The sequence below is a fragment of the Mitsuaria sp. 7 genome, assembly GCF_001653795.1.
Taxonomy (GTDB): Bacteria; Pseudomonadota; Gammaproteobacteria; order Burkholderiales; family Burkholderiaceae_C; genus Roseateles.
In genome coordinates, this window is sequence record NZ_CP011514.1 from 2,361,200 (window position 1) to 2,380,934 (window position 19,735).

At 67.5% G+C, this 19,735-nt stretch carries 19 protein-coding genes and 1 pseudogene; 5 read left to right on the forward strand and 15 right to left on the reverse strand.

Annotated features, from left to right (window positions below; genetic code table 11):
- Positions 1–112 precede the first annotated feature (112 nt).
- The 4 genes and pseudogenes from ABE85_RS10525 to bamC all read left to right on the forward strand — a co-directional run bounded on the left by ABE85_RS10525 (position 113) and on the right by bamC (position 3,748).
- Positions 113–916: an SDR family oxidoreductase gene (locus ABE85_RS10525; RefSeq protein WP_067273664.1), complete on the forward strand. Its 804-nt coding sequence runs from the start codon at positions 113–115 to the stop codon at positions 914–916.
- 2 nt (positions 917–918) lie between these two features.
- Positions 919–1,560 (forward strand): annotated as a pseudogene (locus ABE85_RS10530) (class I SAM-dependent methyltransferase).
- Between the two features lie 62 nt (positions 1,561–1,622).
- Complete coding sequence (gene dapA, locus ABE85_RS10535) at positions 1,623–2,504, forward strand: 4-hydroxy-tetrahydrodipicolinate synthase (RefSeq protein ID WP_067273667.1); 882 nt, start codon at positions 1,623–1,625, stop codon at positions 2,502–2,504.
- Between the two features lie 83 nt (positions 2,505–2,587).
- Entirely contained in the window at positions 2,588–3,748 is a 1,161-nt protein-coding gene (gene bamC, locus ABE85_RS10540; protein ID WP_231993277.1) for an outer membrane protein assembly factor BamC, read from the forward strand.
- 235 nt (positions 3,749–3,983) lie between these two features.
- On the opposite strand, the gene ABE85_RS26925 is transcribed toward bamC, so the two are convergent.
- From ABE85_RS26925 to ABE85_RS10550, 3 genes are all read right to left on the reverse strand, one after another.
- Complete coding sequence (locus tag ABE85_RS26925; RefSeq protein WP_082938518.1) at positions 3,984–4,184, reverse strand: hypothetical protein; 201 nt, start codon at positions 4,182–4,184, stop codon at positions 3,984–3,986.
- Between the two features lie 156 nt (positions 4,185–4,340).
- Entirely contained in the window at positions 4,341–4,865 is a 525-nt protein-coding gene (locus tag ABE85_RS10545; RefSeq protein WP_067273674.1) for a hypothetical protein, read from the reverse strand.
- 38 nt (positions 4,866–4,903) lie between these two features.
- Positions 4,904–6,031, reverse strand: a complete 1,128-nt coding sequence (locus ABE85_RS10550) for a JmjC domain-containing protein (RefSeq protein WP_409072585.1) — start codon at positions 6,029–6,031, stop codon at positions 4,904–4,906.
- A gap of 125 nt (positions 6,032–6,156) precedes the next feature.
- Between ABE85_RS10550 and ABE85_RS10555 the strand changes: the two genes are divergently transcribed.
- Positions 6,157–6,690 (forward strand): peptidylprolyl isomerase, encoded by a 534-nt coding sequence (locus ABE85_RS10555; protein ID WP_067273676.1) that lies wholly within the window; start codon positions 6,157–6,159, stop codon positions 6,688–6,690.
- Between the two features lie 86 nt (positions 6,691–6,776).
- Here the strand turns inward: ABE85_RS10555 and ABE85_RS10560 are convergent, their stop codons facing one another.
- From ABE85_RS10560 to ABE85_RS10615, 12 genes are all read right to left on the reverse strand, one after another.
- On the reverse strand, positions 6,777–7,877 hold the full coding sequence (locus ABE85_RS10560; protein ID WP_082938520.1) for an EAL domain-containing protein: 1,101 nt from the start codon (positions 7,875–7,877) through the stop codon (positions 6,777–6,779).
- 78 nt (positions 7,878–7,955) lie between these two features.
- Positions 7,956–10,055: a sensor histidine kinase gene (locus tag ABE85_RS10565; RefSeq protein ID WP_157522206.1), complete on the reverse strand. Its 2,100-nt coding sequence runs from the start codon at positions 10,053–10,055 to the stop codon at positions 7,956–7,958.
- A complete protein-coding gene (locus ABE85_RS10570; RefSeq protein ID WP_197507289.1) occupies positions 10,048–10,701 on the reverse strand; it encodes a response regulator transcription factor in 654 nt (217 codons plus the stop codon). The genes ABE85_RS10565 and ABE85_RS10570 overlap by 8 nt, the downstream gene beginning before the upstream one ends.
- Before the next feature lie 131 nt (positions 10,702–10,832).
- The gene (locus ABE85_RS10575) at positions 10,833–11,102 is read right to left on the reverse strand and encodes a hypothetical protein (protein WP_067273689.1); all 270 of its coding nucleotides are present in this window, start codon (positions 11,100–11,102) and stop codon (positions 10,833–10,835) included.
- A gap of 352 nt (positions 11,103–11,454) precedes the next feature.
- A complete protein-coding gene (locus ABE85_RS10580) occupies positions 11,455–12,603 on the reverse strand; it encodes an ABC transporter substrate-binding protein (protein ID WP_067273692.1) in 1,149 nt (382 codons plus the stop codon).
- Positions 12,604–12,711: 108 nt separating this feature from the next.
- A complete protein-coding gene (locus tag ABE85_RS10585) occupies positions 12,712–14,040 on the reverse strand; it encodes a TRZ/ATZ family hydrolase (protein WP_067273696.1) in 1,329 nt (442 codons plus the stop codon).
- A 96-nt stretch (positions 14,041–14,136) separates the two neighbouring features.
- On the reverse strand, positions 14,137–15,117 hold the full coding sequence (locus ABE85_RS10590) for a nucleoside hydrolase (protein ID WP_067273701.1): 981 nt from the start codon (positions 15,115–15,117) through the stop codon (positions 14,137–14,139).
- Between the two features lie 20 nt (positions 15,118–15,137).
- Positions 15,138–16,148, reverse strand: a complete 1,011-nt coding sequence (locus ABE85_RS10595; RefSeq protein ID WP_067273702.1) for a ribokinase — start codon at positions 16,146–16,148, stop codon at positions 15,138–15,140.
- Positions 16,145–17,161 carry a LacI family DNA-binding transcriptional regulator gene (locus ABE85_RS10600; RefSeq protein ID WP_067273705.1) on the reverse strand — a complete coding sequence of 339 codons (1,017 nt, stop codon included), beginning with the start codon at positions 17,159–17,161 and terminating at the stop codon, positions 16,145–16,147. The genes ABE85_RS10595 and ABE85_RS10600 overlap by 4 nt, the downstream gene beginning before the upstream one ends.
- 209 nt (positions 17,162–17,370) lie before the next feature.
- Positions 17,371–18,681 carry a citrate synthase gene (gene gltA / locus ABE85_RS10605; protein WP_067273707.1) on the reverse strand — a complete coding sequence of 437 codons (1,311 nt, stop codon included), beginning with the start codon at positions 18,679–18,681 and terminating at the stop codon, positions 17,371–17,373.
- A 30-nt stretch (positions 18,682–18,711) separates the two neighbouring features.
- Complete coding sequence (locus ABE85_RS10610) at positions 18,712–18,993, reverse strand: succinate dehydrogenase assembly factor 2 (protein ID WP_197507291.1); 282 nt, start codon at positions 18,991–18,993, stop codon at positions 18,712–18,714.
- Between the two features lie 28 nt (positions 18,994–19,021).
- Positions 19,022–19,726, reverse strand: a complete 705-nt coding sequence (locus tag ABE85_RS10615) for a succinate dehydrogenase iron-sulfur subunit (protein WP_067273709.1) — start codon at positions 19,724–19,726, stop codon at positions 19,022–19,024.
- Between the last annotated feature and the right edge of the window lie 9 nt (positions 19,727–19,735).

Sequence of the window (19,735 nt, forward strand, 5' to 3'; positions counted from 1 at the left end):
GCTGATGCAGCAGCTGGGCGACGCGATCTGGGCATGCTTCTGATCTGGTTCTGGGTTCCGATCTGACGACGAGTACAACGAGCGCCACGAGCGCACTGACAACGGAGACAACATGGTCGTGATCATCACCGGCGCCTCCGACGGCATCGGCGCCGAACTGGCGCGTCAATGGGCGCGGCGCGAAGGCGCCAAGCTCTCGCTCGTGCTGGCGGCGCGCAGCGTCGACAAGCTCGAGAAGGTGGCCGCGGAATGCGAGTCGCTCGGCGCCCACACCCGCGTGCAGCGCTGCGACGTCGAGTCGCAGGAGGACTGCCAGGAACTCGTGCGCACGACGCTGGGCGCGTTCGGCGCGATCGACGTGCTGGTCAACAACGCCGGCATGTCCGCGCACGCGCTCTTCGACCAGGTCAAGGACCTGGCCTGGTACCAGCGCCTGATGCTGATCAACCTGTGGGGCTCGGCCTGGTGCACCCAGGCCGCGCTGCCGGCGCTCAAGGCCAGCAAGGGGCGCATCGTCGCGGTCTCCAGCCTGGCCGGCCTGCTCGGCATCCCGGGCCGGACCGCCTACAGCGCCAGCAAGTTCGCGATGACCGGTTTCTTCGAGGCGCTGCGCACCGAGGTCGCCGCCAGCGGCGTCAGCGTGACCATCGCGTATCCCGGCGTCGTCGACACGCAGATCCGCTACCGAGGCTTCAACGCGCAGGGGAATGCGTCGGGGCTGAGCAGCCTGGACGAACGCGGCGCGATGCCGGTGCATGAGTGCGCCAGACTGATCCTGGACGGCACCCTGGCGCGCGAGCGCGACATCGTCATGACCGCCAAGGGCAAGCTGGGCCGCTGGCTCAAGCTCCTGGCGCCGGCCATGGTCGACCGCATGGCGATGAAGGCCCTCAAGAAGGAACAACGGCCCGCATGAGCATGTCCACTTTCCCCGGCAGCGCTGCCCCCGGCACCTCCTCCCACGGCGCCCTGTTCCCCAGCGACTGGGTGCTGCGCTGGGCGCAGGCCTGGCGTGATCGCGACGGCATCACGGCGCTGGACCTGGCCTGCGGCTCGGGCCGCCATCTGAAGCTGCTGGCGGGCGAAGGCGTGGCCGTCACCGGCGTCGACCGGGACGCGGCGGCACTGGCGACGCTCGCCGGGCTCTCCGACCGGGTCGAGCTGATCGAGGCCGACATCGAGCAGGGCCCGTGGCCGCTGGCGGATCGCGCCTTCGACGTCGTGCTCGTCACCCACTACCTGTGGCGACCGCTGCTGCCGCGCGTCGTCGAGGCCGTCGCGCCCGGCGGCTGGCTGATTTACGAGACCTTTACCGATGGACAATAGACGATCGGCCGGCCGGCCAATCCGGACTTCCTGCTGAAGCCTGGCGAGCTGCTGGCCGCCGTCGACGGCCTGCGCGTGATCGCGTACGAGGACGGCTTCATCGAGGCGGAGCCCCCCATCGCCGGGGGCGGCGTGGTCAACGGCCGGTACGTCCAGCGCGTTGCTGCGGTTCGCGAGAACCGGCCCGCCGAGGCCGCGCCGCCTGGGGTCTACCCCAGATACCGGCTGCGCTGAGCGCACAGGCCCGGAAGCGCCCCGGCGCTTCAGTAGAATCCGCCGATCCAGAGGAATCCTCAATGAACGCAATTGTTGGCAGCATCGTCGCGCTGGTCACGCCGATGCATGAAGACGGCCGCATCGACTTCGATGGGCTGCGCAGCCTGATCGACTGGCACATCGACCAGGGCACGGACGTCATCGGCGTCGTCGGCACGACCGGCGAGTCCCCGACGGTCACGATGGAAGAGAACCGCGAGGTCATCCGCGTCACGGTCGAGCACGTCAAGGGCCGCAAGCCGGTCCTGGCCGGCACCGGCGCCAACGCCACCGCCGAGGCCATCGAACTGAGCCGCTTCGCCAAGCAGGTCGGCGCCGATGCCACGCTGTCGGTCGTCCCCTACTACAACCGTCCGTCGCAGGAAGGCATCTACCAGCACTTCAAGGCGATCGCGGAAGCGGTCGACATTCCGATGATGCTGTACAACGTCCCCGGCCGCACGGTCGCGGACATGTCGGTGGAAACGACGCTGCGCTGCGCCTCGCTGCCCGGCGTGTTCGGCATCAAGGACGCGACCGGCAACATCGAGCGCGCGGCCTGGCTGATCAAGCATGCGCCCCAGGGCTTCAGCATCTATTCCGGCGACGACGCCACCGCCATCGCCATGATGTTCATGGGCGGCCGCGGCTCCGTCAGCGTCACCGCCAACGTCGCCCCCAAGGCCATGCACGAGATGTGCGTGGCCGCGATCGAAGGCCGCGTGCGCGAAGCCACCGCGCTGCACTTCCAGCTGCTGCCGCTGCACAAGCAGCTGTTCTGCGAGCCCAGCCCGGCCCCGGCCAAGTGGGCCCTGAACAGGCTGGGCCGCTGCCCCAACAACCTGCGCCTGCCGCTGACGCCGCTGACGCCTGCCGGCCAGGACCTGGTCCAGGGCGCCCTGCGTGACGCCGGCCTGCTCTAATCACCCCCGGCCGGCGCGCGCCGGCCGCACCCTTTTCCTTCAGCGGCCGCGGGCCGCAGCGACCTACCTCGGAGATCTCCAGCGTGACTCGTTCCCTTTCTGAATCCGGCGCGCCCACTCCGGTGCGCGTGGCCTGCCTGATGGCGCTGGCCTCGCTGACGGCGTGCAGCACGTTCGAGAGCATCACCAGCAGCGACAAGGTCGACTACCGCACCCAGGCCAAGCAGACCACCGGCCTGGACGTGCCGCCGGACCTGACGCAGCTGCCCAAGGAGAACCGCCCCACCGGCCCGATCAGCGCCGCGCAGATGGCCGCTCAGCCGAACGCCCAGCGCCAGGCCGTCGCCACCGCGGGCGCACCGGTCGCGCTGGACAAGGCCGGCACCGTCGAATTCCATCGCCTGGGCAACGCCCGCTGGCTGCACAGCACGCTCCCGCCGGAGCAGCTCTGGCCGCAGATCAAGGGCTTCTGGCAGGACCGCGGCTTCACGATCGAGTCCGAGGACCAGAACGTCGGCCTGATGGAAACCAACTGGGCCGAGAACAAGGCCAAGCTGCCGCAGGACTTCATCCGCAAGACGCTGGGCTCGCTGCTGGACTCGCTGTACTCCACCGGTGAGCGCGACCGCTATCGCACCCGCCTGGAGCGCAACGACCAGGGCGGCACCGACATCTACGTCACGCACCGCGGCCTGATCGAGGTCTACACGAACTCGCAGCGTGACGAGACCGGCTGGCAGCCCCGCCCGTCCGATCCGGAGCTGGAAGCCGAGATGACCTCGCGCCTGATGCTCAAGCTCGGCGGCAAGGACGAAGACGCCAAGACGATGGTCGCCAACGCGCAGCAGCCGGCGCCGTCGTTCGCCGAAGCGCCGCGTGGCAACGCGCCGCGCTCGCTGGCGGACGTGCCGGACCAGTTGAAGATCAACGAGGACTTCGACCGCGCCTGGCGCCGTGTCGGCCAGTCGCTGGACCGTCATGGCTTCACGATCGAGGACCGGGACCGCAAGCAGGGCCTGTTCTTCCTGCGCTACGCCGATCCCAACCAGGCCGGCAAGGAAGAGCCCAACTTCTTCCAACGCCTGTTCGGCGCGACCAGCGCGTCGACCGCCGTGCGCTATCGCGTGTCGGTCAAGACCGAGGGCACGACCTCGACGGTCGCCATCCTGGACGACAAGGGTCAGCAGCAGACCAACGAAATGGCCAAGCGCATCCTGCAATTGCTGATGGAAGACGTGCGCTGATCTCTCTCGATGGCGGACCACCGTACGCCATCAGTTTGCGCAAAACAAAACGCCACCTCCGGGTGGCGTTTTTCATGGGTGTGTACAGGGGTCGCACAGCGGGCCGCATTCGTCGCGAGCGTCGGTTCACATTCGCTCGGGAGGCGCTCGGCAAACTCCACTCTAATACCAGCGCGGACAAAAGAAAAAGCCGCAAGGGCGAACCCTTGCGGCTTTCTCTGGACGAGTGATCGTCTTAGTTGCTGGCGGCCGAAGCGGGCGCAGCAGCGTCGGAAGCGGCAGCCGAAGCTTCCACGGCCGGGGCCGAGGCTTCAACGGCGGGAGCCGAAGCTTCCGGAGCCGGCGTCGCCACGGGAGCGACAACTTCTTCCTTCTTGCCGCAAGCGGTCAGGGCAACAACGGCCAGCAGGGAGGCCAACAGGATCGACTTTTTCATACTTGTCCTCAAGTAACTTTTAGACGAACAATCAATTACCGGTAATTAATGAAGTCGTACCAGATGACAAGTACAACTTCAGCAGACCAAGACGTGAGAAACCTCGAGCGCTTCCCTCGCCTAGCCAATGATTATAGACGCCAGTTTGTAATCTCCTTACAAGCCTAGGGTGCTGCTGGCGAACGAGTCGACAGACCGTTGCTCAATTGCGTCAAACCACTCCCCAGCCATGGCCTCTTCGCGGGCGTCATGCAGCGACAGTGAGGCCCTGGCCGGCGTCCACAGCTTCAATGTCAGCAATCCGGGTGCCAGCAGGAGGCCCCTGGGAGCGGGGGTGCTGCGCTCGGCGAGGTCGGCCGGGTCAAAGCTGCGCGCCTGGACCACATGGTCGTGGGTCTGGCGCCACTGGACGAAACGCGGATGGACGCGGCGCAGTGTCTCGTAGTGGTGGGTCGCCAGCAGACGCAGCTTGCGGTGCGGGAGCGCCCATCGATGCAGCGCATCCAGCAGGCCGGACTCAGACAACGGCCAGTTGGCGAAGTCCGGATCCAGCCAGCACAGCTCGCGTCCCCCCTGCTCCGCCGCCCGCTGCAGCGCTTGCCGCAGCATTTGCCGGACCTCCGCCGCAGACTCGACAAGGCCAGGTTGGAGATCAACTGGGGGCATGGGTTCCGGCGTCATGTCGAGGCTCCTGGTGACGATGGCGGGGGTTCGCCTGGTCAGGCGGGCAGCACCCAGCCGTCTTCCGTCCACTGATCCAGCAAATCGCGTGCGCCGTCGCTCAGCTTTGCGACCTCGCCGGCGGACAGCGCGCGGCGATCCGCCATCCGGCGCATCAGCGTCGCGTCGCGTCCGCCGGCGCGGAAGGATTGTCCATTGATGAAGACATGCGCCGCGTCATACATCATGCGGCTGCGGGCGCTCAAGCGCGCGCCCTGCCCCGGCGGCAGCGCGGCGCCGGGCTCGAAGAAGACCCGGGGCTTCGGTTCCGTCAGCGCCTCGCCCAGCGCGCGTTCCAGCGCCAGCGGTTGCGACGCGGCTCTCAACACCGCTTCGCGGGCGAAGGTCGTGAGCGCCTCGGGAATGCGACCCGGCTCGCCGGTGGCGGTCTGACGCGGATCGACATACATCCGGTCGCCGCGCGGCGCCTCCTCGTCGTCGGTCAGGCGCACCAGCAGCTCATTGGCCAGTTCGCTGCGCCACGGCGAGCGGAAGCCCACGGAGGCCGTCATGCAGTCGCCGCCGACCGCCACTCCGTCGTGCGCCCAGCCCGGCGGCAGGTACAGCATGTCGCCGGGTTCGAGCACGAACTCCTGCTCCGGCTCGAAGTCCGCCAGCACCTTCAGCGGCACGTCCTCGCGCAGCGCGCCGGTGGTCGAGACGCCCAGTCGGCCGATGCGCCAATGGCGCCGGCCGCTGACCTGGATCAGGAAGACGTCGTAGGAATCGAAATGCGGGCCGACGCCGCCGCCCTCGCTGGCATACGACAGCATCAGGTCGTCCAGACGCGCCTCCGGCACGAAGCGGAAGCGGCTGAGCAGTGCCTGCGCGGGCTCGACGTGCAGGTCCAGCCCTTGCACCAGCAGCGTCCATTGCGGCTTGCTCCAGGCGGGCAGCTTGGCGATCGGGCCCTGGCGCATCGTCCAGCGGCCGCCGTCCTGCTGCGACACGAGGCGCGATTCCACCTCGTCGCTGGCCGCCAGACGGGCCAGCCCGGCGCGATCGACAGGCGGCACCACGCCGGGCAGCGCCTGGCGCACCAGCAGGGGCTGCTTCTGCCAATGCCGCTTCATGAACTGGGCGGGGCTGAGGCCGCCGAGCAGCGGCAGCTTCGCGGCGATGTCGATGCCGGACGCGCTCTTCGCGGCCGGGGCGCGCCTCGACAGGGTGGTCGGCGTCGACGGGGCCGGGGATGTCGGGGGGGACTTGGACGTGGAGGTCATGGGCGCGCATTGTCTGAGAGAATTGCACGATGCAAATCACTGCCCCCTGCGTCGTCTCCCTGACCTGGAGACTCGAGGACGCCCAAGGCCAAGCCGTCGAGGTGCTGGACCCGCCGATGGAGTTCTTTTACGGCGGCCAGGACCTGTTCACCAAGGTTGAAGAAGCGCTGGCCGACAAGGTCGCCGGCGACGAGGTCAGCGTGGCGCTCGAGCCCGAGGACGCGTTCGGCGACTACGACAGCGCCCTGGTCTGTTTCGAGCCGCGTGAGGTCTTCCCCGAGAACGTCGATGCCGGCATGCAGTTCGAAGGACTGCCCGAAGGCGCGTCCACGCCCGACATGCCGGCGGACCGCATCTACACGGTGACCGAGGTCTATCCGGAGCACATCGTCCTGGACGGCAATCATCCCTTGGCCGGTGTCGGCTTGCGCATCCACGTGACGGTGCACGACGTGCGCGAAGCCACTGAGGAAGAGCTCGAAGCCGGTTCGCTGGGCGATTCGGGCTTCAGCGTCGCCACCGGCCTCACCACCGGCCCGGGGCCGGACGAGCCGATCCACTGACCCGCCCCGGCGGTCGATCCCGACGAAGCCCCGCGACGCGGGGCTTCTTCGTTTCCGCCCTGGTCTTCGTCTTCGTTTCTGGCGCGTCAGCCCTTGCCTGAGGGGTCGGTCGGCGACCAGGGCGCTGGCGCGGCGGGCTCTCGTGAGCACAGGCGCCGGTAGAGATCGAAGACCTTCGCCTCCAACTCCGCCGGCGTGCAGCAGACGCGCGCCCCGATCAATCGCGCCCGATAGTTGTGGATCTGCTCCCGGACCGCGTGGGACCAACTCTGGGTGCTCGGCGTCAGGTCGAAGGTGCTGCTTCGCAGCACGTGCAACCAGCCGATCAACACCGGCTCCGGCAGGCCCGCCAGGGTCTCGGTGAGGGTCGCCGGCGGTCGTGCCCGGCCGGCATGCAGGCGATGGAGCATCAGCAGCCGGATCACCAGCGCGGGGTCCGAGGCCGCGGTCATGGCCAGCGCCTCATGCGGCGCACCGTGGCGCAGCAGGCGGAACAGGCGTCCCAGCACGTCCAGATCGCAGCTCGGCAGCGACCGCGGCGACTCTTCCTGGGGCGGCATCAACAAGTCGCCCTGGAAGTAGCGGACGCCCAGCGCCTTGAGGCGCAGGTAGTCCCCGGACTCGGTCATCCGGTCGGCGATCAGCGTCGCCCCGGCCTGGCGCGCCAGTTCCTGGACCGAGGCCCAGGCGCTCACCGGCGCGAGCGACACGTCCAGCTTCACGAACGAGACCATCGGCAGCCAGACGGCACGCGGATCATCCGGCGACACCACGCCCGCCAGCGCAAAGCGGTAGCCGCGCGCATGCAATTGCGCGATGCGGCGGGTCAGCGATTCCTGGACGGGGACGCCCAGCGGCAGCTGGATGGCGCCGATCGCGCCGCACAGGACATCGGCGATCGGACTGAGCAGGGTCGCCGCGTCCATGCCGATGAACAGGCAGCCCGGGCGGCGATGCGCCACGCCACCGTCCAGCAAGGCCTGACTCAGCAGGAGGCTGGTCGCATAGGCGCTGGGCGGCGGTGCACGGCGCACGCCGGCGTTCCAGCGGAAGCACAACTCCTGTCCCATCGGCTCGACGGAGCCGTCGATGATGGATTGACGTGCAAAACGCGAGCAGGCGGGTTCAGGGGGAATCAGCAGCCGGGTCACCGTAACGCCGCTGCGGGAGGGTCGGGAAGATTGCATGCGAATGGAAATCGTCGACAGACCCGGATGCCCGGGCGGGACATCAGTATTTCCAGGAACGGCTCAACGCACGATGGCTCAGCTCAGTGGTAATGCAGCGGTTTCCGACTGGGAACAGTCGTCGACCGACTCGTTTACTGGATCCCGGGCCACCAAAGCCGTCAACGGCAGGGTCAATGAGGTGCGCGCGCCCTGCGGCGTGCGTTCGAAATGGAAGGCCGCGCCTATGCGTTCGGCGCGACGTCGCAGGCCCTGCAGGCCGGTTCCTCCGGTCAGCGGCGACTCGTCAAAGGCCGTGTCGGCGCGCGCGTCGCGCTGCGCCGCCCCGGACTGGCCGTTGTCCTCGATCAGGACCTCCAGCTGTTCGCCCTGCGGCACCGTCATGCGGATGGAGAGCCGGCTCGCCTGGGCGTACTTGATGGTGTTGGCGACCGACTCCTCGACGATGCGCATCACCTGCTTGGAGAGATCGGCCAGCAGCACGATTTCAGGGCCTTCGGAAATGTCGTACTCGATCTGGAAATCGGCCCGGGTGAGCGATTCGTCGAGGTTGCTGCAGTAGGTGAAAAGGATGTCGTGGATCGTCCGCTGCTCGTGCACCTCCGTCACCGAGATGATCTCGCGCAGGTCCTTCAACGCGTCCATCAACCCGCGCTCGAGGCGGTCATGGTCGATGTCGCGGTCGCGCACGCTGAACAGCGTCGTGACCAGCTTGGAGCCGATGCCATCGTGCAGGTCCCGGTAGATCCGGTCCCGCTCGGCCTGGGCGGCGGACTCGGTTTCCATCTCGCGCTGGCGGTTGTAGCTGATCAGCAGCTCCCGTTCGCGCTGCTGCAGCGTGTCCGTGAGGATGCGGTTGTTGTCGCGCACGCGCTTCACGTTCGCCTGGAACTTCGTCAGCAGGATCTGCGCCACGACGAACAGCAGCAGCGGCACGCTCAGGTGGCTCAGGAAGATCGGCGTGACCAGCAGGTGCGAGAGCGACCAGCCCGCGTCAGGCATCGGGAAGGACACCAGCTCCCGCACCGCGTTGTGGTCGCGCAGCGCGAAGACCTGCGCCAGCACGGACTGGAACAGCAGCGACATCGCCGTGCGCGAGCGCGTCCGCGCCACGTGCAACGCCAGGCGCGAACAGGCGTAGAGATGGAACACCAGCAGCACCGGCAACCAGTAGGCATCGAGCCACTCGCGCCCGCGCGCGTCCAGCAGCGGGTAGGTGACCGCGGCAAACGCCGCCACGCTGAACAGGGCCAGGCTGCCGCCCCGCCCCAGGGGCTCGTCGACGAAGGCGAAGATGAACAGCGTGAGCACCACCACGACGCCGCCGATGCAGGCGTACTGCGCCCAGAGCCACAGCGGCAGCAGCGCGGCCGGGACGTACGGCAGCAGCACCAGCGAGAACAGCACCGACCACAGCACCGTCGTCGCGCCCGCATGCAGGAACACGGCCCCCTCGCGGCGGTTCGCCAGCCAGGCGCCCAGCATGAACATCCCCGCCAGCAGGCAGAAGACGTTGGACGCATTGGCCAGCGAGGTCCCGACGAACAGGGTCAGTTCGCTGATGTAGGAGATGGTGTCGAGATCCCCGATGTAGATCGGCGCGATGTGGACCTGTCGATCCCAGGTCGTGAGCTCGATCGTCAGCACATTGCCTTCGGGCCGCACGAGGCTGCGCGCCAAGGGCACCTGCAAGGGGCGGTACCACTTGTAGCGCGCGTCGACGGTCGATTTCGGCAGCCCGGCGACCCAGACACCGTTCAGGTAGACGTCCATGCCGTCCAGGGCCTGGCTGATCAGCAGGCTGGTGCCGGGGATCCGCGACTCTCCCCGGAAGGGCGCCCCCATCCGGGGCTCGCAGCACGGCGCCGGGCGGGAGAGGTAGCGGTCCAGATCGATCCGGAATCTCACCCGCTTCAATCCGACCGCCAGACTGACGTCATGGAAGTACGGGAGCACGACACGCCCCTCATGGGCAAGGACCGCCCCTTCCAGCCGGGGGAACTCCGGGCCTGCATCGCGCGCCGCGGAGCTCGCTTCGACGATCTCCAGGTCCTGGGCCCCTTCGACGCGGTAGACCCGCGTCGCCAGACTGCTGGTCGCCACGACCAGCAGGGCCAGGATGAAGAAGGTCAGCCAGAAGAACACCGTCTTCAGCGAGCTCCGCCTCGGACTACTCATCGATGAGCCCGTGCAGGCGCGCGGCGTTGGCCGCCATGGCCCGCGACTTCACACCCAGCTTGCGATAGACGCTGCGCAGGTGCTGGTTGACGGTGTGATGCGAGATGCTCAGCCGGCGCCCGATCTCGACGATGGGCAAGCCATCGACGAGATGCCGCAGGACCTCCCATTCCCGCTCGCCCAGCCCCAGGTCACGCAGCACCTTCTGCCGGTCGACGTGCGGCCGCACGTTGTTCTCGAGCATGGTGATCCGCTCGACGACCAGCTGCGCGACCGCCGGGCTCAGCGGTGCCTGCCCGTTGTGCGCGCTGACGAGCTTGTCCACCATCGACGGCTGGATCTCCTCCTTGAGCAGGTAGCCGCTGGCGCCTGCCCGCAGGCTGCGCATCACATGCTTGCTGTCGCCGAAGGTGCTGACGACGACGCTGCGCGACTCGGGACACTTGTCCTGGATCAGCCGGATCAGCTCGACCCCGTCGACATCCGGCAGTCCCAGGTCGACGATGTACAGATCCGCGCGGTTGGCGAGGATCGCCGCCACCGCTTCTCCGCGATTCTTGGCGATACCCACCACCTCGCAAAAGCTACTGTTCGAAATCACGTCCACCAACCTCTTCATGACGGTGGGGTCGTCCTCGATGATCACGACGGCGATACTCATTCACTGGCTCCTTCTCACTCGTTATCCCATTGCCCAGAGGCGGGCACAGTTTCGCGAGCGAGCAGAAACGAGCAATCACCGAAGCAAGTAAACCCGAAAACGCCAGACTACTGAATTCAGTGGTGGTCCAGGACCCGGGGTGGCGGCTGGTCCCATTTCCCTTCGACGGGCCGCTCGACCCGATGCCATCGGCTTTTGATCCAGTCTTCCGCGCTGCCGCCCAGGCAGACGATCAGCAGCATCAGTCCGCCGATCGCCAGCAGATAACCAATGACAGTAAGTTCAAATAAGGGATGCCCGGGGGTGGTCGACTCGGCCCGATCAGCCAACAGGCACGCCGCGCCGGCGAGCGTGAGGCCGATAGAGATCGCATACATATTTCTCATGACACAAATCCATTTGCAAACTATTGGCGGCAGTGTCACCGACTGCGATCAGTTTGCTAATCACTCATGAATGCATTTATCGACTCAAACAGGTCAGTTCCCGGAGATTCGAATGGCGAATTAACTGATCGGCCAACGAATTCACATCATTGGCCAAGATAACGAGATGAACAGGAGTTGGCTCTGACCCATTCACGGAGCGCCGTCGCCGGATATCGGAGCCATGATCGACAGCCGTCGACTCAGTCGCGGAAAACCGCTGCGCAGCGGTCTGCCCGGCCGGCGTTTTCGTCAGGAAAAACAGAACGGGCGCCCGAAGGCGCCCGTCGCGAAGGGGGATCCCGAGTCGGGATCAGCGCAGGAAGCGCCCTCGAGGATCGATGATGGCGATGTCCGCGTAGTTCGTGCCCGTGTGATCGGTGGGCGAGTAACCCACCTCCATGCCGCCGAGGTCGTAGCGGGTCATGCTGTTCAGGACCTTCTGGATGGCGGCGCGGCTGGGATCCTTGCCGGCGCGCTTGAGCGCCTCGACCAGGACCTTGGCGGAGGCGAAGCCCTCCATCATGGCCGGCGTGACCTGACCGCTGGATTCGGCGGGATGCGCCTTCACCAGATCGCCCAGCTCGCGGACCATCGGCACGTTGGTCGAACGCTCGCTCGGGAAGACCTGCGAGACGATGATGCCGGCGGCGTTCTGGCCCAGCAGCTGGACGAACCCGTTGGAGGCGTTGTTGGACAGCGTCGCGCCCAGGATGCGCGAACCGGCCGCGCGCAACGCGTTGATCGTGTCGGCCGTGATCTGCTGCGACGCGACCATCAGCACGACCTGCGGGTCCGCGGCGATGAGCTGCTTGACCACGCCGGCGATGTCGGGCTTCTCGCGTTCATAGGTGAAGTGCGCCACCGGCTTCATCTTCCGGTCGTTGAAGCCCGCCATCGCGCCGGCGATGCCGTCGGCGCCGAAGGTGTCGTTCACCTGGACCAGGGCGATGCGCGTGTTGCCCATCTCCAGCAGCAGCTGGACGGCGCGCTCGGCCTCGCGCTGGTAGGTCGAGCGCACATTGAAGACGAAGGGATGGACCGGCTTGTGCAGCAGCATCGCGCCGGTGGACGGCGCGATCAGCGGCACCTGGGCCTTGTCGAGCAACGGCATCACGGCTTGCGTGTGCGGCGTGCCGCGCGTCAGGAACAGCGCCACGGCGCCCTTGTCGATCAGGGTCTGCGCGTTGGCGGCGGCACGCTTGGGATCGAAGCCGTCGTCCAGCGACTGCAGGTCGATCTTCTGGCCGTTGACGCCGCCGGTGGCGTTGACCTTGTCGATGTAGAGCCTGGCGCCCAGCGTCAGTTCCTTGACGCTGGCCGCGACCTGGCCGGTGAAGCCGGCCGTCTGGCCGATCAGGATGTCCGCGCGGGCGGCGGCGCTGAGGCCGAAAGCCACCAGGGCGGTGGCGATGGAAGCGGCGAACCGGCTCAGGGGCCGGCTGCGTGTTGACTTGCTCATGGTGGTCTGTCCCGCCGGCTCGCGGTGGCGGCCAGCTGTGTCTCCAGCACGCCGGCGGTCAGATCGCCGCCGGCCCCTCGGCGCCGGCACCCCCATGTTCAGGGGGGATCAGCGCCCCGCGCGCATCTTAGCCACGATGTCCTCTACTCGCCCAAGCAAGGCTTGCGTGTCGAAGGTCAGAACGTTGCGCTTGGACAGCACCTGACGGCCGCCCACCCAGACATCCGTGACATGTTCACGCCCGGCGACATAAACGAGCTGCGCGTCGGCGTGATACACGGGCTGGCACTCGATCGAGTCCAGCGCGACGGCGACCACGTCGGCCAGCTTGCCCACCTCCAGCGTGCCCAGGTCGTTCGCGCGGCCCATGGCCTTGGCGGCGCGCACGGTGGCCATCTCCAGCGCGGTGCGCGCGGTGACGGTCAGCGGATCGCCGGTCACGCCCTTGGCGAGCAGCGCCGCGGCGCGGATCTCGCTGAACATGTCCTGGCGGTTGTTGGAGGCCGCGCCGTCGGTGCCGAGGATGGTGTTGACGCCGGCCGCCTCCAGGGCCTTCACCGGCGCGACGCCCGAGGCCAGCTTCAGGTTGGAGCTCGGGTTGTGGACCAGGTGAACGCCCTGCTTCGCGACGAGGTCGATCTCGTCCGGGGTGAGGTGGACCATGTGGACGGCGATCATCTTCGCGTTCAGCAGGCCCAGCTTGTTCAGGCGCGCCAGCGGACGCTCGCCGTACTGCTTCACGCTGCCGTCGATCTCGTCCTGCGTCTCGTGGATGTGGCAGTGCATCTGCAGGTCGTACTTCTCGGCCAGCTCGCGCAGCTGGATGAAGGTCTCGTCCGAGACCGTGTACGGCGCATGCGGCGCGCTGGTCCAGTCCAGCAGCTTCTCGCCCTTGAACTGCTCGTAGGCGGCCAGGCCCTTGTCGATGTAGTCCTGGGCGTTGGCGGCGTAGCCGGTAGGGAAATCGATGACGTTGATCGACACCCCGGCGCGGATGCCGCTGTCCACCGCCGCGCGGGCCATCGCGGTCGGGAAGAAGTACATGTCGTTCAGGTAGGTCACGCCGCCGCGCAGCGCCTCGGCCGCGGACAGCAGCGAGCCCTGGTAGGTCCAGTCCTCGCTCACCCACTGGCGCTCCAGCGGCCAGATGTGGTTGTTGAGCCAGTCCATCAGCGCGAGGTCGTCCGCGACGCCGCGCAGCAGCGACATCGCCGAGTGCGTGTGCGCGTTGATCAGGCCGGGGATCAGCACGTGGTTCGGGAGCTCGACGCGCTCGGCGTCGGCGTCGGCGTAGCGCTTGAGGGCTTCCTCGCGCGGCAGGACGGCGGCGATGCGTTCGCCCTCGATGGCCAGCGCGTGCTGCTCGAGCACCGGGCTGTCCGGGGTCATGGTGATCAGCCAGCGGGGCAGCAGCAGCTTCACGGCTTGGGTCGTCATGGGAGGTTCTCCTTGCTCACGCCGTCTGGCGCGACGTGCATTGTCTTGATTCTTGAAAGCGTCACCCCATCGTCGCCTCATGGCGACGATGCGGATTCAGAAGATCTCGTCGAACAGCGCCAGCACGCGCGCCGCGTCGACCTCGACGCAGACCTGCTGCGCCGGGTGGCCGCTCCACGGCGTGCCGGTGCCGTGCTCGTTGCGCCAGTCCTGGATGGTCTGCCCGGTGGCGATGCCCTCCAGTGCCACGCGCACCGGGCCCGCACGCAGCATGAAGGCGTCCGGCACCAGCAGGATCGCCGCCGCGCTCGCATCGTGCGCGTAGATGCCGCCGATGCCGTCGCGCGCATCGTAGAACTGCTGGTAATGGCGTGTCGCCTGCCAGAGCAGGTCACCCGCGCCGGCGCCGCGGCCGCGCAGCTTCGCCAGATCGGCCTCGCGCATGATCGCTTCCTGCGTCACGTCCAGGCCGACGATGGTCACCGGCCAGACGGCGGTGAAGACCTGGTCCGCGGCTTCGGGGTCGGCCATGATGTTGGCCTCGGCCACCGGCGACACGTTGCCCCCATGGCCCTTCAGGCCGAAGGCGCCGCCCATCACGACGACGCGCTTGACCTTGCCGGCGATCGTCGGATCGTGCGCGAGCGCAAGCGCCAGATTCGTGAACGGTCCGACTGCGACCAGGGTGATCTCGCCGGGTCGCTCATTCACGAGATCGCAGATCAGTTGATGCGCGGGCCGCGGATCGAGCGGCCGCGTGGGCGCCGGCAGGCGGTCGGCGACGCCGCCGAGGCCGTCGTCGCCGTGCACGTGCGCGGCGTCCTTGCGTCGGCGCTCATGGCGCAGCGGCCCTTCGGCGCCAGCGGCGACGGGTACCTCATTGCGGTAGAGCGCCGTCAACCCCCGCGCGTTGCGCGTGGTCGTGGCCACCGGTCCGTTGCCGAAGGCCGTCGTGACGGCCACCAGCTCGAAACGCGGATGGCAGGCCAGCAGCGCGAGCGCGAGCGCGTCGTCGATGCCGGGGTCGGTGTCGAAGAGGACCGGGATGCGGTCCGGAGCAGGAATCTTGCTGTCCATGGGAGTACTGCGCTCCAGGGTCAGGAGTTGCCGTCTTGGGAGTGTGCCCCGTTCGCGACGAATGCGGTGAGCGTGGCGAGCTCGGGCAATTCCGGCAGCTCGGAACGGTGCGGCATCGCCTGCTGCACGCCGGTCCGGCTGACCGCGAGCGCGGCGGCCAGTTGTCCCAGCGCGGCCGCGCGGGCCGGCACCAGGCCTTCGGCCAGACCGACGGCGAGCCCGCCCACCAGCGTGTCGCCGGCACCGACCGTGTCCACCGCGTCGACGCGGGCGGCGCGCAAATGCAGGCCGTCGGGATGCTCGTCGCTGAGCAGCCACGCGCCGGTGCCGCCCAGCGTCACGAGGACGTGACGCGGCCCCAGCGTCCGCAGATGCGCGGCCGTCGCACGCGCTATCGTGATCCCGTCGGCGTCGCCGGCCAGCGCCACGTCGCGGGCCAGTTGCAGCGCTTCGGTCTCGTTGACGATCAGCCAGTCGCTCAATGCCAGCAGCGCCGCCGGCAGGTCCTGCGCGGGCGCGGCGTTCAGCACCGTGATCACGCCGGCCTCGCGGGCGATCTCGAAGGCGCGCTGGATCGCCGGCACCGGCACCTCCAGTTGCGCCACGACGACCTTGGCCTGGCGCAGCAGCGCCCCGCCCTGCTCCACGTCGACCGTGTCGAGATCCGCATTGCTGCCGGGCACGACGACGATGGCGTTCTCGCCGCCCTCGCTCGCGACCATGATCACCGCCACGCCGGGCCAGGCGGCGTCGTCACGGCGGATCGCCTGGACCTGCACGCGTTCGGCTTCCAGCGCCTTCAGCAGGTCGTGACCGTGCTGGCGCATGCCGACGCGGCCGATCAGCGCGACCTCGGCGCCCAGCCGCGACGCGGCCACCGCCTGGTTGCCGCCCTTGCCGCCGGGCGTGCCGGCGAAGGCCTCGCCGATCAGGGTCTCGCCCGGCGCGGGCAGACGCGCGGCGTGGGCCACGAGGTCCATGTTGACGCTGCCCACCACCACGACGGTGGCGGCAGCCTTTGCTGAAGTCATGAAAGCTCCGGAGACGACGGCGCCGCGGTGCTCTCGCGCAGCACGACCTGCGGCACGAGTTGCAGGTCCTTGAAGGGCGCCTGGGGATTCTCGATGCGCTCGATCAGCGCGCGGCCGGCCTCCCGGCCGAGGTCGCGGATCGAGCAGCCCACGCTGGTCAGCGCGGGATAGACATAGCTGCCGAGCTCGATGGCATCGAAGCCCACGACCGATAGCTGACGCGGCACGTTGAGTCCGAGTTCGGCCGCGGCGCGCAGCGCGCCCATGCCCATCAGGTCGTTGCAGGTGAAGACGGCGGTGAGCTCGGGCTGGCGCGTCATCAGCGCCTTCACGGCGTCGTAGCCGCCCGCGGTGCTGAAGTCGCTCTCCGCCAGCCACTCCGCGCGCGCCTCCAGGCCGCGCTGTTGCAGCGCGTTGCGCCAGCCGGCGACGCGCTCGGTCGTCACTTCGAATTCAGCGGGGCCGCTCACGCAGCCGATGCGGCGATGGCCCAGCTCCAGCAGATGGCGGACCACCTCGAAGGCGCCGAGCTGGTTGTTCACGCTCACGCGGTCCGCGCGCGCGCCGGGCACCAGTCGGTCCACGGTCACCACCGGCACGCTCGCATGGCGGAAGGTGCTGGCCAGCGTCTCGGCATCGCCGGCCGAGCTCAGCAGCAGCCCGTCGATGCGCTTCTCCAGCAGCGTGCGCAGATACGCCTGCTGATGCTTGGGATCGTTGTCCGAGTTGCAGAGGAACACCGAGTAGCCCGCCTGCCGGCACCACTCCTCGGCGCCGACGACCAGTTCCGCGAAGAACGGGTTGCGCACGTTGGGCACCAGCACGCCGACGATCTTGGTCTCGCTGCGGCGCAGCGACCGGGCCACCGCGCTGGGCAGGTAACCGATCTCGTCGACCGCCGCCAGCACGCGCGCCCGCGCCTCGGCGCTCACCGGTCGCGTGTTGTTCAGCACATGCGACACCGTGGTGAAGGACACCCCCGCCAGCGCGGCCACATCCTTGATGGTGCTCATCGGTCGATCCGGTCCTCTGCTCGTGCCAAACTGGCTGATTCACTCAATTGCAAACGTTTGCAGAGCATACCCCAAGGGCGATGCGCTCCTGGTCGGGGCGAACCCCGCGCATCAAATATTCAAATGCCGGTTCAGATGCAAAAAAGCCCCTGGCCGAGGCACAGGGGCTTGGTGCGGCGAGCCGGCGTCCCGGCTCCAGCGTCCGCCGATCAGCGTTCCGCGATCGGCGTGACGTTGCGCTGCGTGGCGCCGACGAACAGCTGACGCGGACGGCCGATCTTGTACTCGGGGTCGCCGATCATCTCGTTCAGCTGGGCGATCCAGCCGACCGTGCGGGCCAGGGCGAAGATCGCCGTGAACAGCGGCACCGGGATGCCGATGGCGCGCTGCACGATGCCGGAGTAGAAGTCGACGTTCGGGTACAGCTTGCGGGCGACGAAGTACTCGTCTTCCAGCGCGATCTTCTCCAGCTCCATCGCCAGCTTGAACAGCGGGTCGTCGTGCAGGCCCAGTTCGTTCAGGACTTCATGGCAGGTCTCGCGCATCAGCTTGGCGCGCGGGTCGTAGTTCTTGTAGACCCGGTGGCCGAAGCCCATCAGCTTGACGTTGCTGTTCTTGTCCTTGACCTGCTTGATGAACTCGCCGATCTTGGCCACGCCACCCATCTGCTGGATGTCGTTGAGCATGTTCAGGCAGGCCTCGTTGGCGCCGCCGTGCGCGGGGCCCCACAGGCAGGCCACGCCCGCTGCGATCGCCGCGAACGGGTTGGTGCCCGACGAGCCGCACAGACGCACGGTCGAGGTCGACGCGTTCTGCTCGTGGTCCGCATGCAGCGTGAAGATGCGGTCCATCGCGCGGACCAGCACGTCGTTGGGCTTGTACTCCTCGCACGGCGTGGCGAACATCATGCGCATGAAGTTGCCGGCGTACGAGAGGTCGTTCTTCGGATAGATGTAGGGCTGGCCGATCGTGTACTTGTAGGCCATCGCCACCAGCGTCGGCATCTTCGCGATCAGGCGGATCGCGGCGATCTCGCGGTGCTCGGGGTTATTGATGTCGGTGCTGTCGTGATAGAAGGCCGACAGCGCGCCCACCAGACCCGTCATCACGGCCATCGGATGCGCGTCGCGACGGAAGCCGCGCAGGAAGAACTGCATCTGCTCGTTGACCATCGTATGGTTGGTCACGCGGTTGACGAACTCTTCCTTCTGCGACGGGCTGGGCAGCTCGCCGTAGAGCAGCAGGTAGCAGGTCTCGAGGTAGTCGCAGTTGGTCGCCAGCTGTTCGATCGGGTAGCCGCGGTACAGCAGCTCGCCCTTGTCGCCGTCGATGTAGGTGATCGTGGAGTTGCACGACGCCGTCGACAGGAAGCCCGGGTCGTAGGTGAACTTGCCGGTCTGGGCGTAAAGCTTGCGGATGTCGATCACATCCGGACCGATGGTGCCCTTGTACAGGGGCAGATCCATTTGCGGGCTGCCATCGGAGAACGACAGGGTGGCTTTGACGTCAGACGGGGTCATGGGCATTCCTTATGACTTCGGGGGTTCTGGTTACTGAGGGGTCCGCAGCATCGCGAGCACGGCATGAACGTCGGGCCGGTCCAGCTCGTCGGCCGGTTCCTTGCGGGCCAGCATCAGATCGAGCAGGTCGTTGTCCGACAGGTCCATCAGCTGACGCAGGCCTTCCGCGTGGAATTCGGTCAACGCGCCTTCGTGCCGCCGGAAGAACCGCTCGATGAAAAGATCATTCTCCAACAGCCCGCGGCGGCAACGCCATTTGAGCTTGGAGAGATCCCTCTCATCGATGAGGGTGTTGATGTCGGCAGCGTTCATGCGTGTGCGTAGATCGGCGCGAGCGGGCTCAGACGGTGCGACGCACCATCAATTCCTTGATCTTGCCGATCGCCTTCGTCGGGTTGAGACCCTTGGGGCAGACGTCGACACAGTTCATGATGGTGTGGCAGCGGAACAGGCGGTACGGGTCCTCGAGGTTGTCGAGGCGCTCCGCGGTGGCCTGGTCGCGGCTGTCGGCGATGAAGCGGTAGGCCTGCAGCAGACCGGCGGGGCCGACGAACTTGTCGGGGTTCCACCAGAAGCTGGGGCAGCTGGTCGAGCAGCTCGCGCACAGGATGCACTCATACAGGCCGTTGAGCTCGTCGCGCTCTTCCGGGGACTGCAGGCGCTCCTTCTCGGGCGGCGCTTCCTCGTTCACCAGGAACGGACGGATCGAGTTGTACTGCTTGAAGAACTGCGTCATGTCCACGATCAGGTCGCGGACGACGGGCAGGCCCGGCAGCGGCTTGAGGATGATGACGTCCGGCAGCGAGCGCAGGTTGGTCAGGCAGGCCAGACCGTTCTTGCCGTTGATGTTCATCGCGTCGGAGCCGCACACGCCTTCGCGGCACGAGCGGCGGAACGACAGCGACGGATCCACCGCCTTGAGCTTGAGCAGGGCGTCCAGCAGCATGCGTTCGTTGCCGGCGAGCTCCAGCTCGATGGTCTGCATGTACGGCTTGGCGTCCTTGTCCGGGTCGTAGCGGTAGATCTTGAAGGTGCGCTTGATCATGTTTGAGTG

Coding starts and splice junctions, on each gene's coding strand:
- ABE85_RS10580 (WP_067273692.1), bottom strand. CDS start 12,603: ATGAGCAAGTCAACACGCAGCCGGCCCCTGAGCCGGTTCGCCGCTTCC.
- dapA (WP_067273667.1), top strand. CDS start 1,623: ATGAACGCAATTGTTGGCAGCATCGTCGCGCTGGTCACGCCGATGCAT.
- ABE85_RS10545 (WP_067273674.1), bottom strand. CDS start 4,865: ATGACGCCGGAACCCATGCCCCCAGTTGATCTCCAACCTGGCCTTGTC.
- ABE85_RS10600 (WP_067273705.1), bottom strand. CDS start 17,161: ATGAGCACCATCAAGGATGTGGCCGCGCTGGCGGGGGTGTCCTTCACC.
- ABE85_RS10565 (WP_157522206.1), bottom strand. CDS start 10,055: ATGAGTAGTCCGAGGCGGAGCTCGCTGAAGACGGTGTTCTTCTGGCTG.
- ABE85_RS10615 (WP_067273709.1), bottom strand. CDS start 19,726: ATGATCAAGCGCACCTTCAAGATCTACCGCTACGACCCGGACAAGGAC.
- ABE85_RS10560 (WP_082938520.1), bottom strand. CDS start 7,877: ATGCAATCTTCCCGACCCTCCCGCAGCGGCGTTACGGTGACCCGGCTG.
- ABE85_RS10585 (WP_067273696.1), bottom strand. CDS start 14,040: ATGACGACCCAAGCCGTGAAGCTGCTGCTGCCCCGCTGGCTGATCACC.
- ABE85_RS10590 (WP_067273701.1), bottom strand. CDS start 15,117: ATGGACAGCAAGATTCCTGCTCCGGACCGCATCCCGGTCCTCTTCGAC.
- gltA (WP_067273707.1), bottom strand. CDS start 18,681: ATGACCCCGTCTGACGTCAAAGCCACCCTGTCGTTCTCCGATGGCAGC.
- ABE85_RS10610 (WP_197507291.1), bottom strand. CDS start 18,993: ATGAACGCTGCCGACATCAACACCCTCATCGATGAGAGGGATCTCTCC.
- ABE85_RS26925 (WP_082938518.1), bottom strand. CDS start 4,184: ATGAAAAAGTCGATCCTGTTGGCCTCCCTGCTGGCCGTTGTTGCCCTG.
- ABE85_RS10525 (WP_067273664.1), top strand. CDS start 113: ATGGTCGTGATCATCACCGGCGCCTCCGACGGCATCGGCGCCGAACTG.
- ABE85_RS10575 (WP_067273689.1), bottom strand. CDS start 11,102: ATGAGAAATATGTATGCGATCTCTATCGGCCTCACGCTCGCCGGCGCG.
- ABE85_RS10555 (WP_067273676.1), top strand. CDS start 6,157: ATGCAAATCACTGCCCCCTGCGTCGTCTCCCTGACCTGGAGACTCGAG.
- ABE85_RS10595 (WP_067273702.1), bottom strand. CDS start 16,148: ATGACTTCAGCAAAGGCTGCCGCCACCGTCGTGGTGGTGGGCAGCGTC.